Below are 14,913 nucleotides of genomic sequence, written 5' to 3' on the forward strand. Positions count from 1 at the left end.
TATGAATAGTAGAGACCGTGAGTATATTCATGTGCGAATTGGTGAAATAAAGTTCGGCAAAAAAGGCGCTGTTCTTCAGGCTACACTTGGCTCTTGCTTAGGGGTCGCTATTATTGACAGAGTAAAAAAACGCTGTGGCCTTGCTCATTGCTTTCTTCCAGAGGGGGAAGGGAAATCTCCAGACGCTCAGCCCGGAAAATATGTGGTGGATGCTATTCCATATCTCTTAACAAAGCTTAATCTAGAGTCTCGCTTGCAAGATGATTTTGAAATTTATCTCGCTGGTGGCGGCAATATGATGGCGCAGTTAAAACAACGAAATGTTGACCATATTGGAAAACTGAATAAGGCGAAGGCCCTAGAGATTTTACAAGAAAAGAAATTAACAATACGTAAGATTTTAGATGGTGAAGAATTAGCAACTAAAATTATTATTGATTGTGACACTTTAGAAATAAAGATGATTCGCATTAATGATAAATCGGAACAAAAAAATGAATGAATTAAAAGAAGTTGAAGTTTTAAAAACTAATTCTAATATTTACGCTTCATTTTCATTGAGTGGAAATGAATTCGTACTTGATATTAATTCGGTTCAAGAGGTAGTGAATTACCCTAACTCTCTCTTTTCAATGCCTCTTGCTCCGAATTACCTTGATGGAATCTTTAACTTGAGGGGAATGATTATTCCAATCTTATGTTTATCAAAGCTTCTCAATCTTAGTGAGGATGAAGAGGTTAATAAATCTTCCTCTAAAGTTGCAATTGTAAATGTTGATGGCATTAGTATTGGCGTTTCATTTGATTCTACAGGCGAGATTTTAAGAGTTGAAGATTCTGAAGTTAGTCTATTTGATATAAGTGATAGTGAAGATAGTGCTCAGGTTGTAAAAGGAGCGATAAAAAGAGATGAGGGAAGAAAAATATATCAAATTCTAGAACCATCTCTCATTATAAAAATAAGAAATCTTGCTAGGCTTGGAAGTTACGACTCTTTTAGGCAAGGGGTAGATAGTCGCTTAAAAATTCAAAGTCAGCATAAGAAGTGTATCTCTTTTCAAGTTAGTGGAACTCCATTGGCGATGGAAATTACATCAATTAATGAAATTATAAATATGCAAAATATTGAGCATTCAGCATTTGCTTCAAAACTTTGCTTAGGGCTTGTTAATTTAAGGGGAACTACGATTCCTGTTTTAAGCTTTTCTCGTATTCTAGGACTTCAGACAGAAAGTAATCAACTCAAGGATCAGAAAATTCTTATTATTAAGATTGATAATGAATTCTTCGGACTAGTAGTGGACTCTCTCAATGCAATCACATTCTACGATGATGATGGCGTCATGCCAGTTCCTGTCTTCTCCTCAAAGAGGTCTAGTATGTTCCTTGGAGGAATTGAAACGAGTGACAATGGGATGACATTTTTGATTGATCATAAAGAGATTTTAAATAATGGGGAAATTAAAGAGATCACAAGAAGTCATGCTGAAATTTATCAGGCATCACATGAAGAAGAGGCCAAGAATAAAGTCGAAATGAGACTCGAATCATTTGTGACGTTTGACTTTGGTTATCACTTTGGATTAGCCGTTGGTGAGGTACGAGAAATTATAGAACGTCCTAACGATATCCTTAAAACACCTGGAGCACCTTCTCATGTCATTGGTGTCTATAACTTACGCGATCAGTTAATAACGATCATTGATGCTCGTCGAATGTATGGCATAAAAGAAGAGGCAGAAGAAAAGCCAAGCACGGTCAAGAAGGTTATTATTCTTGAGGCCGATGAAAGGGGAGAGAATTACGCTCTCTTAGTTGATGATATTGATAGTATCGTTAAAATCGATATGCTTAATAAGATGAAAATGCCAAGTATTCTTTCTAAGATATCAGGACAGCTAGACCAGGACGTTTCCGAAATTATTCGAGATACGAATGGCGATGGGGTTGTGATCTTGAATCACGCTGCAATCATCAGGCGAATTGAAACATCTATTTAGTCGTGTCTATCAATCAGGTGAGAGTTTTTGATATATGAGCTAATCAATATATCAAGCTCTCTATCAAGCTCAAAACTTCCAAATTTCTCAGGGCAGAATTCTAAGTAGTAGCGGATTACCCCACGTAGTGAACTCACGATAATATCAATGGGAAGTTCAGATTTGATTTCAGAGCTTTGATAGAAGTGGTCCTCAATCAAAGTCTGGGTTGCTCGATTGACGTAAATGAACTTTTTTTCAACAGATGGGTGTCTCTTGTAAAAAATGATCAACCTTCTAAGCTCAATATTTCTGCGGTAATTATCTAAGACAACTTTTAAGAATTTGTGAAACTCTTCTTCAATAGTCTCTCTTTTGGACTCATCATTAAAGAAGTTACCATAGGTAATGAGGTCTTCATCAAGTTGATTATTGATTAATTCAATAAGAATCTCATCTTTATTCTTAAAGTGATTATATACACTACCTATACTGACACCAGCAACGCGGGCAATCTTATTTGTCGTTAGCTTGCTTGCTGGGTTTTGTTGCAAAAATAAGTCCGTGGCCTTAAGAATACACTTGTGGGTTACCACAGTACGAACCTGCTCGTTCTTATGTGTTAAATCTTTTTTCTCTTCCGTATTCATCAGAGACTATTTTACTAAATATTTATCCGCTAATCCATAAAAAATACAAAATAAAATTAGTTTGACCTGTTTTATTTAGTTCAATCATGAACGTTTTAAGTACCACCATAGAAGTCGATTTAAAGGGGCAAAGATTCCATGAAGGAAATTCAAGCGATTTTCAACCCAGGAGATAACTAAGCATCCATCTTCACTTGTTGTTGATGGTTCATGAGTGTCTGATTCCTCAAAAGTTGAAAAGTCTCCAGTATCGAGTCTATGGCCATCACTGCTGTAATACCCATCGAGAACATAACTATATTCTCTGCCATGGTGACCGTGTTTGGGAATGGTTTCCCCTGGTCCTAGGTAGATAAAGAAGAGCCCACCGGCTTTACCAGATGTCACCTGAGCAACAGCACTATTTTCACCAAATTCTTTCCAGCTAATATCCTTATCTGAAACAAATGAAAGAGTATCTGGTAGGAGAAATGTTTTATCATGAAACTTTAAGGTTGCCGGCCCGTTGGTATTATTCCTTTCTACCTTCGGTTGAGCGCCTTCAACTTTTTCAAAAATGGAGTTGAAAATATCATCACTCTCATCCGGAGAAATTTGCGTTGTGTCAATAGAGTGAAAGAAGTCACTTGCTTGTCTTTCTAGCTCTGACTCGGCCCGCACACGACAAGCTTCACAATTATTAAGGTGAGTTTTCACAAGAAGTCCAAGTCCTGCTTCAAGTTCACCAGATTCATATTTTTTTATTAATTCAATGTCTGGATGATAAAGCTTCTTCACTTTTCCTCCAATATAATCTTTAAGTTTTTAATGGCCAGGCGAATACGTGACTTTACGGTTCCTAGCGGTATCTTTTCTTGTTGTGCAAATTCTTTTTGCGTTAGTCCTTCTTGGTAGACGCCATTAAGGACTTCCTGCTGTTCGAGTGATAACTTATTTATCATTTCTCTCGTATAGGCCAAGTGATAAATTTCTTCACTATTATAATTTTCATCTTCTTGTTGAAGGTATTCGTCATCAAAAATATCATTAGCACTAATGATACTTAATGGATCTCGGCCCTGTTTCCTTAATAGATCGTACTTTTGATTTCTCACAATTGCATAAATCCAAGTGTTAATATTTCCTTTATCGTTATTATACTGATGAGCATTTCTCCAGATTTTAAGCATCACTTCTTGGGCCATATCTGCAGACTGTTCTTTATTTAGGCCACCTTTTAGGCCATATCCAATTACTTTTGGATAATAGAAGTCAAATAGCTTCTTGAAAGCATCTCGCGATTTATTCTTCGCTATTTGCATTAGCAAATATTCATTGTCTGATAGACTTAGTTGCACCTTAGCTGCTCTCCCTATAATAGGAATTATTTTAGCATAATTTATGCACGTGTTATTTAGTAAGTCATTTGTTGCACTAAATGCCTTCATATTACTTAATACGTTAATCACATCGATTTGGATCACTAACTAAGAATAAAAAATCTAAGTGTTTAATATTAGGAGAAAAATAGAGTTTTCTTCTTCGAGGGTGATCTTTTATTTAAATATGCTCGTATCCATAGGCATAAGACAAATAAAGGACTGACCGTGTTTGATGTAATCGTGCTCATACTATTCTTAGTTATTCTCTATTTTTCTATAGGGTGGTTCATTTCTTTGAATATTAAAATATTCTCATACTTGGACTTTTACTGGAGCTCAAGCTTTCTCATCGTGATAGCTACTTTGCTCTTGTCTGAGCCTCGTTTACTTGAGTCATCTCAGTTCATTTTACTCGGCCTCCTTTATTCATTCTGGTCACTGCGCTTAAGTACACATTTATTTCAAAGGATTAGAAAGACTGGAGAGGATAGTCGTTATTTAAATTTAAAGAAGAAGTGGAAGGTTATGTATGGTGTTTACCTTTATGGACTCTTTGTTGGCGAGGCCATTCTCACAGTTGTCTTGTCGCTACCTCTATTTCTTCTTGAAGTGGGAAGCTTAACAGCCTTTAACTTCTTAGGTCTTTCCATATTCATCATTGCACTATTAGGGGAAATGACTGCTGATGGCCAACTTAAAAGGTTTATTTCTTCTAAGGATAATAAAGGTAAAGTTTGTGATATTGGATTATGGAAGTACTCACGTCATCCGAATTACTTCTTTGAAACATTAATTTGGTTATCATACGGAGTTTATGGCCTTGATATGGCACGACCTATTACTTTCATTGGTTTTATACCATATATCATCATGCTTTATCTTATTACTTCTGTTACAGGAGTTCCTCCCGCAGAGGAGTCATCGTTGAAGTCTAAAGGAGAAGTTTACCGAGAGTATCAAAAGAGAACAAATCGTTTTCTCTTATGGTTTCCAAAAAGGGCCATGAAACTTGTTTTAATAATATGTTTAATTGGAGGAGTCAGTGTGAAAGAGCTAAAGGCGGCAGGCGTAGATAATCAAAATCAACAAGCGCAACAAATTGAAAAGGTCTTTAACGAGCTTCGAGCTGATAATATTGAAATCTTAAATGACTTCTATGACAAGAAAGCGCTCTTCATTGATCCCATCGGTGAGCATAAAGGACTTGATGCGGTTAAAGACTATTATCGAGGAATTTATCAAGGAGTTGAAGATATTCGTTTTGAATTTTCCGAAATTATTTCAAATGGAAATCATCATGTTGCTGTTTGGAAGATGATTCTTATTACGCCTAATCTGAACTCTGGGAAACCTGTAATCTTACATGGAAACTCTGTCATTAAATTTAATGAAGCTGGCCTCGTAAGCTACCATCGTGATTATTTTGATATGGGAGAGTTCATTTACCAGCATATTCCAATACTTGGTTCCTTAATTAAGTATATCAAGAATAGGCTAAAGGGGCAGTAATGAGAATTGCAATCATTGGTTCTGGTATTTCCGGCTTGACATGTGCCTATAAGCTTTCGAAGAAGCATGATATTACGCTATTTGAGGCCAATGACTATCTTGGTGGCCACACTCATACTCATGAAATTGAATACGAAGAGCAAGAGTTTAGAATTGATACTGGCTTTATTGTCTTCAATAAAAAGACTTATCCTCATTTCTTAAGTCTTATGGAAGAACTAGGTGTTGCGTATAAGCCTACTTCAATGAGTTTTAGTGTTCATTGTGATAAGACAGGTCTTGAATACAATGGCACTACGTTAAATACTCTATTTGCTCAAAGAAGAAATCTCTTTAGACCTTGGTTTTACTCCATGATTAATGGAATTATGGACTTTAACAAAAAAGCGAAGGACTTTTTATGTAATGACTCTGGTGATATTTCTCTTTCTCATTTCTTTGAAACAAGGGGAGTTAAGAAGAGTGTTATTGATTATTATATCGTACCAATGATGGCGGCAGTTTGGTCGACTGATCCAGTTGACGTTTGGCGATTTCCTGCCAAATTCGTTTTACGTTTCTTTGAAAATCATGGCTTCTTAGAAGTTGATGATCGGCCACAGTGGTATGTGATTGAAGGTGGATCAAATTCATATATTAAGAAAATGGTGCCACACTTTAAGAACTCAATAAGGTTGAAATCTCCTGTTAAATATATCTCTCGTGAAAGAGAACAAGTTATAATTGAAACAAAAGATGGCCGAGAGAACTTTGATCAAGTTATCATTGCAACACATTCAGATACTGCCTTAAAGCTATTAGAGAGTCCAACAAGTAAAGAAGTCGAATTACTTTCTGCGATTCCCTATGTTGACAATCCTACTTATCTTCACACAGATGATAGCTTCTTACCTAAAAGAGAGCTTGCTGTCGCAGCATGGAATTATCAGTTACCAGTAGAGGAGTCTGTTGGCTCAACTGTCACTTATAATATGAATATCCTCCAAGGGATCAACTTTCATAAGAATTTCAATGTCACATTAAATCCATATCGCCCTATAAAGGAAGATACAATCCTTAAAAAAATGAATTATATGCACCCTCTATTTACTTTAGATGGGATGAGGGCCCAAGCAAGGTGGCATGAAATTAGTGGACACAATCGTACTCACTATTGTGGAGCTTATTGGCGTAACGGTTTTCATGAAGACGGTGTCTTTAGTGCCTTGAGAGTTATCGAGGAATTGGAGAAGTTATGAAATCGTGCCTTTATGAAGGAGTCGTCATTCATTCTCGCTCTCGTCCTAAAGTACACTTCTTTAAGTACAAGCTCTTTCTCGTTTATCTTGATTTAGATGAGGTGGATGAGTTTTTCTCACTTTCTCCTTTCTGGTCTTATATGAAACGAAATATAGCTTACTTTAAAAGAAGTGATTACCACGGTGATAAGACTAAGAGTCTTAAAGATGAAGTTTTAGAGACTGTTGAAAAGCACCTTGGGCGCAAGAGTGAAGGGGCCGTTAGAATGCTGACAAGTCTTAGATACTTTGGTCACTGCTTTAATCCCGTTACTTTCTACTACTGCTTTAACAAGGAAGGTGAGATCGACGCTGTTATGGCCGAGATTGAAAATACACCTTGGGGCGAGAGGTTTTGCTACGTTGTTGATGCAACGAAATCTTGCAAAGATGAGATCAAGGTACAATTTGAAAAGAAATTTCATGTGTCACCCTTCTTTCCAATGTCCTTGGCATATGATTGGAAATTCTCTAAGCCTAATAATTTATTAAAAATAAATATGGAAACATTTGATAAAGGAGAGAAGGTCTTCTTTGCAAATATGAACTTAAAGAAGGTCGAGGCCACTGAAGGTGCGCTGAACAGAGTCTTAATTAAATTCCCTTTGATGACTCTGAAGGTTGTCTTTGGCATTTACTTTCAAGCATTCCTCTTATGGATTAAAGGTGTGCCTTTCTATGATCATCCAAACCCAGATAGTCGCAGGAATTTATTCTCACAAGCGAATATAAAGGAGTAATAATGAAACCAGATATCAAAACTATTGAAAAGTCTCAATTGTTAAATAAAGATGATGCACCAGGTGTTCTCCTTCGAACTCTTCGTGATGCAATTCTAAAGAAATTGGACCTGTTAGAAAATGTTCGGCTAACGATTTATGTTGGCCGTAAGAAGCATACACTTGGCCGTGGCCCTAAACGCATTAGTGCTGAAATGATTATTCATGACCAGAGCTTCTTTACAGATATTTTTATCAAGGGCTCCATTGGTGCTGCAGAGTCTTATATCCTAAAGAAATGGGATACTCCAAATTTAAGTAATGTTATGAGAGTATTTGCTATCAATAAAGGCCTTCTTAGTGAGATGGACTCTGGCTTTGTAAACCTTTTAAAACCAGCGAGATTCCTAGAGTATTGGCAAAGTCGAAATACACTCACTGGCTCTAAGAAGAATATTGAGGCCCATTACGATTTACCAGATGAATTATTTAAGCACTTCTTAGATGATTCTATGATGTATTCGAGTGCAATATTTGCAAATGAAAACTCTACTTTAGAAGAGGCCCAACAATATAAGCTCAAACTTATCGGTGAACGATTAAATATTAGGGCAGGTGATCATATTCTCGAAATCGGTACTGGCTGGGGAGCTCTTGCTATCCATCTCGCTCAAGCCTATGACTGTCATGTTACAACGACGACCATTTCAGAAAATCAATATGAAGAAGCTAGCAGAAGAATTAAGGCAGCGGGCCTTGAGGATAAGATTACTCTTTTGAAGAAAGACTATCGTCTGCTAGAAGGACAGTTTGATCGTGTCGTATCAATTGAGATGATTGAAGCCGTTGGTGAAAAATTCTTAAATACGTATATTAAGAAAATCTCTGACGTCCTCAAAGAAGACGGCCTTGCTCTTTTACAAATAATTACGATTAATGATCAAGAATATGATCGAGCTGTAAAAGAGTTAGACTTTATTAAGAAGTTTATTTTTCCTGGAAGTTTTATTCCTTCGATTCATGCTGTCCTAGGTGCCGCTAAGAAAGTTTCAGATATGCGCCTATATTCTCAAGTCGACTTCGCTCAGGACTACGTTCGCACTCTAGAAGAGTGGCAGAATCGATTCAATCACGAAACACATAAGATTCCAAAACTTGGTGAAGACGAACAATTTAAACGACTTTGGAATTTCTACTTTTCGTATTGCATAGGGGGCTTTAGTGAAAGGGCCATTGGTGTTTCTCATTTAGTCTTTGGAAAACCGTTATACAGATCTTAGGAGGATATGATGTCTATATTAATGAGTGCTGCTGAAAGAGGTTTTATTCCTGATCCATTAATTAGAATGGGGATAAGAAAATTAATTAAACAACGTAAGGATGAAATTAATGAAAATCTTGAGTTCCATAAGAATGGAATCATCAAAGAATTCAACAAGTCTCTTATTGCAGAAGATGTCGATAAAGCAAATGAGCAACACTATGAACTTCCACCGGAGTTCTTTAAGTTAGTTTTAGGAGCTAACCTAAAGTATTCAAGTGCTCTTTTTGATGATGGGATTAAGACTCTTGATGAAGCGGAAAGTGCAATGCTTGAAAAGTATTGCGAAAGGGCCAAGATTGAAGATGGTATGGATATACTTGAATTAGGTTGTGGTTGGGGTTCACTAAGCCTCTATCTTGCGAAGAAGTTTCCAAATTCAAAAATCATTGCCATATCTAACTCCAATGGGCAAAGAGAGTTTATTGAAGATCGCATTAAAGAGCGCTCCTTAAACAACCTTGAGATAAAAACATGCGATATCAATGAGTTTAGTATTGATCGTAAGTTTGATCGAATTGTTTCGATCGAAATGTTTGAACATATGCGCAACTATAATTCTTTATTCTCTAAAGTCTCTTCATGGTTAAAAGACAATGGAAAACTATTTATACATATCTTTTGCCATAAAGATGCCTCGTATTTCTTTGAAACTCAGGGAGAAGACAATTGGATGGGGCGATATTTCTTTACTGGGGGAGTAATGCCTAGTTTTGACCTATTTGAGAAGGTGCAAGATAGTTTCAAACTAGTAGAAAAATGGAAGGTTAATGGTGCCAATTATCAAGAGACATCAGAACAGTGGTTTCAAAATATGGAGAAGAAGCGTTCTGAAATATTGAAAGTTATGGCCGCTACCTATGGTGAAGACCAGGCAAATATTTGGTTTCATCGTTGGAAGATATTTTTTGCATCTTGTGCCGAGTTATTTGGCCATGACAAGGGTGAGGAATGGTTTGTTGGACACTTCTTATTTGAAAAGAAGTAGTCAAACACGGAGATTAAAATGATTTTTGCAATATGCTTTTTATTTATCCATTGGTACTTGTCATTATTTTGTCAGTCCTTTTACTTACATCGTTATATATCACATGGACTTTGTAAGCTAACACCTGCTTGGGACAAGTTCTTCTTGGTTCTTACTATTATTGCACAAGGGCCTAGTTTCTTGCGTCCTCAACATTATCGAGCATTGCATTTAAATCATCATATACACTCAGATGACATTGGAGACCCTCATTCTCCAGTTGTTAGTAAAAATATTATCTCTATGATGTTTCATACTTATAGGGAGTACATGAGCGTAGAAACACAAGAAGAGAAATATCCTAGTGTTGTTGCTTTCGCTGATTCCGTATTCGTCAGATTGCTCTTTGTCGTGCTTTATACGCTCATGTATTTATTATTCACGGACTCATATTGGTATCTTCTATTAGTTCCTATTCATAGTTTTTTAGGGCCAATTCACGGAGCGATTGTAAACTGGTGTGGCCATAAATATGGCTATCGAAATCATAATCTGGATGACCACTCCAAAAATACTCTCTTAATTGATTTTTTAATGATGGGTGAGCTATATCAAAATAATCATCATGCAAATGAGACTAGCTTGAATTTTGCAGATAAAGAATTTGAGCTTGATTTTACTTTTATTGCTCTTAAGTTTTTAAAAAGGGCCAAGGTGGTGAACTATGATTAAACTAATGAGAAATATTATATTATTAGGACTTCTTACTTTCTACGCTAGCGCTGCAAATAGTGAACTGCGCCTGATTGGAAAGGGGACCTTGTCATATTTTATATGGGATGTTTATGAAGTCTCTTACTTTAAAAACTCTAGTGATGATGTTGAATTACTTAAGATTAGATATCTTCGAGATATCGAAAAGAAACTTTCACAAAAAGGGTGGCAGGAATCTTTAAAGCACTATGATGATATTGAAAATCAATTGAAGGCATTTGTTGAAAGTAGTGTCGATGTTAAAGAGGGAGATATCATTTCCATCTATAAGCTTAATGGAGATCAAGTTGTCATAAAAAAGAATGATAAGATCATTCTTGAACGTAAGGATGATAAAAAACTCTATGGATTGGCCCATGCCCCATGGATTGGTGAGTACCCAGTTGATTCTGATTTAAAAAGAGACTTGTTAAAGTAACTTAGATCCATGCCATAGTCCCAGCACTATAGTTACTGCTCTTTTCGGCCCCTTCAGTTCCTAGTTCATTATTCACTTTTTCAATCGACTCCTTTAGGGCCTTCTGAATTAGTACTTGCTCACGAGGTGTGAATTGTAGCTCTTCTTTAACTCCTATAATAAGGTCAACTTTTCCTTGCTTGATTTGTGTAGGCATTTTCGTCGCAATTGTTAAGTTCTTAAGTTTTGAGTGGTTGATTTTTCCATCACCAACACCTGTCAGAATCTTCCTTAGGTGCTTTTCCACGAGCTCTCCATGGACGGCCAAGTTTGTTCGATCACTCTGTTTAACTCCTGCTGGTATAATACTTAATCTGTACTGTGAAGGGTTTTCTTGAGATGCGAATTTACTAACAAGTGCAATCTGATCTTTGGCCGTTAATTCTTTTGATGGAATCATGACACAGTCATCACCACTACAAGCATTGGAGTATTCAATTTGTCGCTCATCTAAAACATCTTTTACAATTTGATTGAATCTCGTTTTAATTTGGTCAAAGGTTTTTGTTACTTTCTCTTCTCCAGCTCTTGTGGCCTTGACGATATCAGAAGGTGATTCTTTATCAGTATTAAGAATATCAAATGCAACTTGGCGAATATTTCTTGCTCCCATTCCTGTGATATCTCCTGACATTCCCCCTAAAGTTGCATCGTTTAAATTTGCATTAACACGCTCTTTAATCCAGAGCCCAGGTGTTAGGGAGTCAAGGTTTTTAATATAGCTCATTAATTCTTGCCCATCTTGAATTGATAATTTACTTCCAAAGCGACGATTCAATTCATTGGCAAGGGATTCTCCCTGAGCAGAAGGTGGACCTGTGATTTTTCTCGCCACTTCAAAAACTTCGAGAGTAGGTACAAAAGATTTTTGATCACTTACTCTCTCAATAAGCTCTACCTTTGCAAGAGGGTGGTTTTGATTCAATTTATCTGTATACTTCGTGATGCTTTTAACTTCTTCTTCGATCGTAAATTTAACTTTTTGAAAGTTTGCAATTTGACCCGAACGATCTACCGAACGACTCCTCTTTGATGCCTGTCCTGCCTCGTCTGCCGTCTCTCCAATTCCTGCTTGAAACCAACCTCGAATATTTTCAGTTGTTGGGATTCCCTCCATTGTTTTAATCATATCGGCAAATTCGCTATTTGCTTCTTGGTAAACACTATTGAGCTCTTTTGATAATTGGGCCTTAGTTTCACTTGATATGTCTTTTGGAACAAAGGCAAAGCGCGTTGATTTGAAGTCTGAATAGACTTCAATATCTATATTTGGATACTTCTTTAATAACTCATTGATTCTCGTAGCGATAATTGTCTTGTGGGCATTTGTTAGTGATGTCACAAGACTCTTGTCTCCAATTGTATCATTTAATCTTTTTAGAGCAGAGTTTTCAATATCTAAGTAAAGAGATGCATTCGTGGCCCTTGCATTTTGAATCCATCGACTATTTAATTCTGGGCCAGTGAGGACGAAGTCTTCATACTTCGAAATAAACTCGGCCTTACTTCCAATTTTTTCGTTCGGATTTATGAATGTTGATTGACGATACTGATCTCTTTTTCTTATCCCCTTTAGATCGTAGTCGACACTTGTTCCAGAAGGGGAGTAGCGTATTGCTTTAGAAGTGAACTTGACGCCACTTCCGATAAATTCTCCTGTGACAGAAAGTGGAGCAAGCAGGAGTGTGAAATCTCGTTCAAATTTTCGATCCTCATATATTTGAGCTGTTGTAAGACCAGAGTTGAATGCTAGAGCAGCTTCTTCATATCGGTTCTGAGCAATACTAATTCCAATCGTCTCAGCTGCAACACCGACTCCTATTATACACCCGATCCCTGCAGTGAAGGCGCATACTCCACCACCTATAAGTGCTGCCCCTGCTAGGGCGAGGTCAGTTTTTATCTCATTAAACTCTTCTTGATCTTTTAGGTTCTGAGAGACATCACAAAGAACCCTTGATACTCCTCTGTCTTTAATAAACGAATTTAAAATATTATCATTTCGAATTAGAGACGCTTCGTCTTCTTTTTTTAAATGTGAAAGTCTATCAATTGAAAGACTTGTTTGTTTGGCCAAGTTTGAAATGACTGTAGCGACTTCGCTAAGGATTTCTTTATTGCTCTCAGTTCCTCTAAGATCAATATGTGCTAGAATCGGATTACTTGCTAATTTATTATTATACTCTTTCTTTAGTTCTTTACGGTAGTTGGCCATATTGAGAGCAACCGCTTTATCTCGTGTTCGCTGGTGAAATGACTCACATGAATAACGTCCTTTAGTAGGAAGAAAGCGAAAAGAATTAGGTGATAACTTTTCGATACATTTGTTTTTGCCAAAGTTATCCTCAAACCAAGCTTGTTTAAAGTGATACTTTATTGCCTTTGCTTCCTCTTCAATTTTTACTCTTTCATCTTTAGTTAATGGCTTAAGTTCTTTATTCTGAAACTTATGCTTTATTGATGTGCTATAGAGGATTGGTTTCATCCTCTGGAAGTTTGGGGGAGGGACCATCATAGACATTGTGGCCCTAAGTTTTGGAGATTCTGTTCTTACTGTATTAAGTATGGACTCTTTGATCTCGTTACAATTTGGATTATTTGAAATGAGACATTCTTTTATTTTATCAAAGTATGCTTTGTTCTTTCTAAGTTCTCTTATTGTGAATTCTCTTAGCTCACTTAGAAGATTGTCTTCGTAAATATTTCTTTCAATAGCACTTGCTGACTTTGACAGAACTGAGAAATCTTCAAAGTAATTGATTCGTCCATTTTCACAACCAATATAGTATTCATCATTTTGGTTATTTGATTCTATATCTTGGCAGGCCGCTATTTCATATTCTTGGTGGGATTCGATGACTGAGGCACTTTGCGCAAAAGTATTTATTGCAATAATAATACCTGTAAATAGCAAAAGAAGCCTTGTTCTCATACCTTTATTATCGGTCATTTACAGCTTTTTTCTTAGTATTTTCTGAAGAAGAATAGGGGTAAAAAATATGACTTTTAACATGTTTTTTGATTAGATATTATAACGTTTAGAAATTAGTCATTTATGGAGAAAAAATATGTCACATTTTAATCATGCGGCCAATACTTGGGACTCTGAAGATAAGATTTCCCTAATGCAAACGCTTGCAGAAAAAACCAGAGAACGTCTTAATCTTTCTCGTAAAGTCGATCTTCTTGATTTTGGATGTGGAACAGGTCTTTTTGGCCTTGAGTTTATCGATGATGCTAAAAGTATCACAGGAGTGGATACATCCACAGGTATGCTTGAAGTTTTCAATAAGAAAACAGCTGACTACGATCATATTAAATCGGTCAATACTGATTTAGAAAATCAAGAGCTCAATGAAAAATTTGATTTGATTATAAGTTCGATGACTTTTCATCATCTTGATTCTCCTGAACAAATGACGCTGAAGCTTGCTGGCATGTTAAATGAAGGTGGAAAGATGGCCATCGTTGATCTTGAGTCTGAAGATGGAAGCTTTCATCCTGATCCAAAAGGAATGGGAGTGAAACACTTTGGTTTCTCTAATGAAGAAATTGCTTCTTGGGCAGACAAGGCAAATCTTAATGTGAAGATAGAAACAATTAACTCACGTACTAAGAATGGGCGTGAGTACAATCAATTCTTAGCAGTATTTTATAAGTAGGTAATATGAAAATAGGTGTAATTGGTGGAAGCGGGGTTTACGATCTTGATCTTATGGAGAGAGTCGACTCATTAAAGATAGAGACTCCTTATGGAGATCCAAGTAGTAACATTGATCATTTAAAGATCAATGGTAGCGAATTTTTCTTTATTACTCGCCACGGGAAGGGCCATCATATTAGTCCTTCAGATATCAATTACCGCGCCAATATTTTTGCTCTAAAGTCTCTTGGAGTGG

Annotated in this window: 14 protein-coding genes and 1 pseudogene; 11 read left to right on the forward strand and 4 right to left on the reverse strand. The window is 36.6% G+C overall.

What is annotated here, in order from left to right:
• The first annotated feature begins 1 nt into the window (after position 1).
• Together ABMA79_RS08395 and ABMA79_RS08400 are read left to right on the forward strand one after the other, a co-directional pair.
• Positions 2–502, forward strand: a complete 501-nt coding sequence (locus ABMA79_RS08395; RefSeq protein ID WP_393091779.1) for a chemotaxis protein CheD — start codon at positions 2–4, stop codon at positions 500–502.
• Entirely contained in the window at positions 495–2,000 is a 1,506-nt protein-coding gene (locus ABMA79_RS08400; RefSeq protein WP_392859444.1) for a chemotaxis protein CheW, read from the forward strand. Before ABMA79_RS08395 ends, ABMA79_RS08400 begins: the two co-directional genes overlap by 8 nt.
• Here the strand turns inward: ABMA79_RS08400 and ABMA79_RS08405 are convergent.
• From ABMA79_RS08405 to ABMA79_RS08415, 3 genes are all read right to left on the reverse strand, one after another.
• Complete coding sequence (locus tag ABMA79_RS08405; protein WP_393091782.1) at positions 1,997–2,629, reverse strand: TetR/AcrR family transcriptional regulator; 633 nt, start codon at positions 2,627–2,629, stop codon at positions 1,997–1,999. The genes ABMA79_RS08400 and ABMA79_RS08405 overlap by 4 nt on opposite strands.
• An 84-nt stretch (positions 2,630–2,713) precedes the next feature.
• On the reverse strand, positions 2,714–3,406 hold the full coding sequence (locus tag ABMA79_RS08410; RefSeq protein WP_393091785.1) for a cupin domain-containing protein: 693 nt from the start codon (positions 3,404–3,406) through the stop codon (positions 2,714–2,716).
• Complete coding sequence (locus tag ABMA79_RS08415; RefSeq protein ID WP_393091788.1) at positions 3,403–3,930, reverse strand: sigma-70 family RNA polymerase sigma factor; 528 nt, start codon at positions 3,928–3,930, stop codon at positions 3,403–3,405. The genes ABMA79_RS08410 and ABMA79_RS08415 overlap by 4 nt, the downstream gene beginning before the upstream one ends.
• 354 nt (positions 3,931–4,284) lie before the next feature.
• Between ABMA79_RS08415 and ABMA79_RS08420 the strand changes: the two genes are divergently transcribed.
• The 7 genes from ABMA79_RS08420 to ABMA79_RS08450 are packed head-to-tail and all read left to right on the forward strand — an operon-like array spanning position 4,285 to position 10,975.
• A complete protein-coding gene (locus ABMA79_RS08420; RefSeq protein ID WP_393091791.1) occupies positions 4,285–5,499 on the forward strand; it encodes a DUF1295 domain-containing protein in 1,215 nt (404 codons plus the stop codon).
• On the forward strand, positions 5,499–6,737 hold the full coding sequence (locus ABMA79_RS08425; protein ID WP_393091794.1) for an NAD(P)/FAD-dependent oxidoreductase: 1,239 nt from the start codon (positions 5,499–5,501) through the stop codon (positions 6,735–6,737). The genes ABMA79_RS08420 and ABMA79_RS08425 overlap by 1 nt, the downstream gene beginning before the upstream one ends.
• Entirely contained in the window at positions 6,734–7,516 is a 783-nt protein-coding gene (locus tag ABMA79_RS08430; protein ID WP_393091797.1) for a DUF1365 domain-containing protein, read from the forward strand. The genes ABMA79_RS08425 and ABMA79_RS08430 overlap by 4 nt, the downstream gene beginning before the upstream one ends.
• Positions 7,517–7,518: 2 nt before the next feature.
• The gene (locus tag ABMA79_RS08435) at positions 7,519–8,775 is read left to right on the forward strand and encodes a class I SAM-dependent methyltransferase (protein ID WP_393057593.1); all 1,257 of its coding nucleotides are present in this window, start codon (positions 7,519–7,521) and stop codon (positions 8,773–8,775) included.
• A 9-nt stretch (positions 8,776–8,784) separates the two neighbouring features.
• The gene (locus ABMA79_RS08440) at positions 8,785–9,804 is read left to right on the forward strand and encodes an SAM-dependent methyltransferase (protein WP_393091800.1); all 1,020 of its coding nucleotides are present in this window, start codon (positions 8,785–8,787) and stop codon (positions 9,802–9,804) included.
• 18 nt (positions 9,805–9,822) lie between these two features.
• Positions 9,823–10,515: a fatty acid desaturase gene (locus ABMA79_RS08445; RefSeq protein WP_393091803.1), complete on the forward strand. Its 693-nt coding sequence runs from the start codon at positions 9,823–9,825 to the stop codon at positions 10,513–10,515.
• Positions 10,508–10,975, forward strand: coding sequence for a chalcone isomerase family protein (locus ABMA79_RS08450; RefSeq protein ID WP_393091806.1), 468 nt, complete (start codon positions 10,508–10,510; stop codon positions 10,973–10,975). The genes ABMA79_RS08445 and ABMA79_RS08450 overlap by 8 nt, the downstream gene beginning before the upstream one ends.
• A gap of 1 nt (position 10,976) precedes the next feature.
• On the opposite strand, the gene ABMA79_RS08455 is transcribed toward ABMA79_RS08450, so the two are convergent.
• A complete protein-coding gene (locus ABMA79_RS08455; protein ID WP_393091809.1) occupies positions 10,977–13,964 on the reverse strand; it encodes a hypothetical protein in 2,988 nt (995 codons plus the stop codon).
• Positions 13,965–14,082: 118 nt separating this feature from the next.
• Between ABMA79_RS08455 and ABMA79_RS08460 the strand changes: the two genes are divergently transcribed.
• Positions 14,083–14,676 carry a class I SAM-dependent DNA methyltransferase gene (locus ABMA79_RS08460; protein ID WP_392859476.1) on the forward strand — a complete coding sequence of 198 codons (594 nt, stop codon included), beginning with the start codon at positions 14,083–14,085 and terminating at the stop codon, positions 14,674–14,676.
• Between the two features lie 5 nt (positions 14,677–14,681).
• Positions 14,682–14,913 (forward strand): annotated as a pseudogene (locus tag ABMA79_RS08465) (S-methyl-5'-thioadenosine phosphorylase); the annotation flags it as partial.

Origin of the sequence: Halobacteriovorax sp. HFRX-2_2, assembly GCF_043196705.1 — a bacterium.
GTDB lineage: Bacteria > Bdellovibrionota > Bacteriovoracia > Bacteriovoracales > Bacteriovoracaceae > Halobacteriovorax_A.

What these genes read in the sequence shown, in the direction of transcription:
- ABMA79_RS08395 (WP_393091779.1), top strand. Translation starts at nt 2, where the DNA reads ATGAATAGTAGAGACCGTGAGTATATTCATGTGCGAATTGGTGAAATA.
- ABMA79_RS08400 (WP_392859444.1), top strand. Translation starts at nt 495, where the DNA reads ATGAATGAATTAAAAGAAGTTGAAGTTTTAAAAACTAATTCTAATATT.
- ABMA79_RS08405 (WP_393091782.1), bottom strand. Translation starts at nt 2,629, where the DNA reads ATGAATACGGAAGAGAAAAAAGATTTAACACATAAGAACGAGCAGGTT.
- ABMA79_RS08415 (WP_393091788.1), bottom strand. Translation starts at nt 3,930, where the DNA reads ATGCAAATAGCGAAGAATAAATCGCGAGATGCTTTCAAGAAGCTATTT.
- ABMA79_RS08425 (WP_393091794.1), top strand. Translation starts at nt 5,499, where the DNA reads ATGAGAATTGCAATCATTGGTTCTGGTATTTCCGGCTTGACATGTGCC.
- ABMA79_RS08430 (WP_393091797.1), top strand. Translation starts at nt 6,734, where the DNA reads ATGAAATCGTGCCTTTATGAAGGAGTCGTCATTCATTCTCGCTCTCGT.
- ABMA79_RS08435 (WP_393057593.1), top strand. Translation starts at nt 7,519, where the DNA reads ATGAAACCAGATATCAAAACTATTGAAAAGTCTCAATTGTTAAATAAA.
- ABMA79_RS08440 (WP_393091800.1), top strand. Translation starts at nt 8,785, where the DNA reads ATGTCTATATTAATGAGTGCTGCTGAAAGAGGTTTTATTCCTGATCCA.
- ABMA79_RS08445 (WP_393091803.1), top strand. Translation starts at nt 9,823, where the DNA reads ATGATTTTTGCAATATGCTTTTTATTTATCCATTGGTACTTGTCATTA.
- ABMA79_RS08450 (WP_393091806.1), top strand. Translation starts at nt 10,508, where the DNA reads ATGATTAAACTAATGAGAAATATTATATTATTAGGACTTCTTACTTTC.
- ABMA79_RS08455 (WP_393091809.1), bottom strand. Translation starts at nt 13,964, where the DNA reads ATGACCGATAATAAAGGTATGAGAACAAGGCTTCTTTTGCTATTTACA.
- ABMA79_RS08460 (WP_392859476.1), top strand. Translation starts at nt 14,083, where the DNA reads ATGTCACATTTTAATCATGCGGCCAATACTTGGGACTCTGAAGATAAG.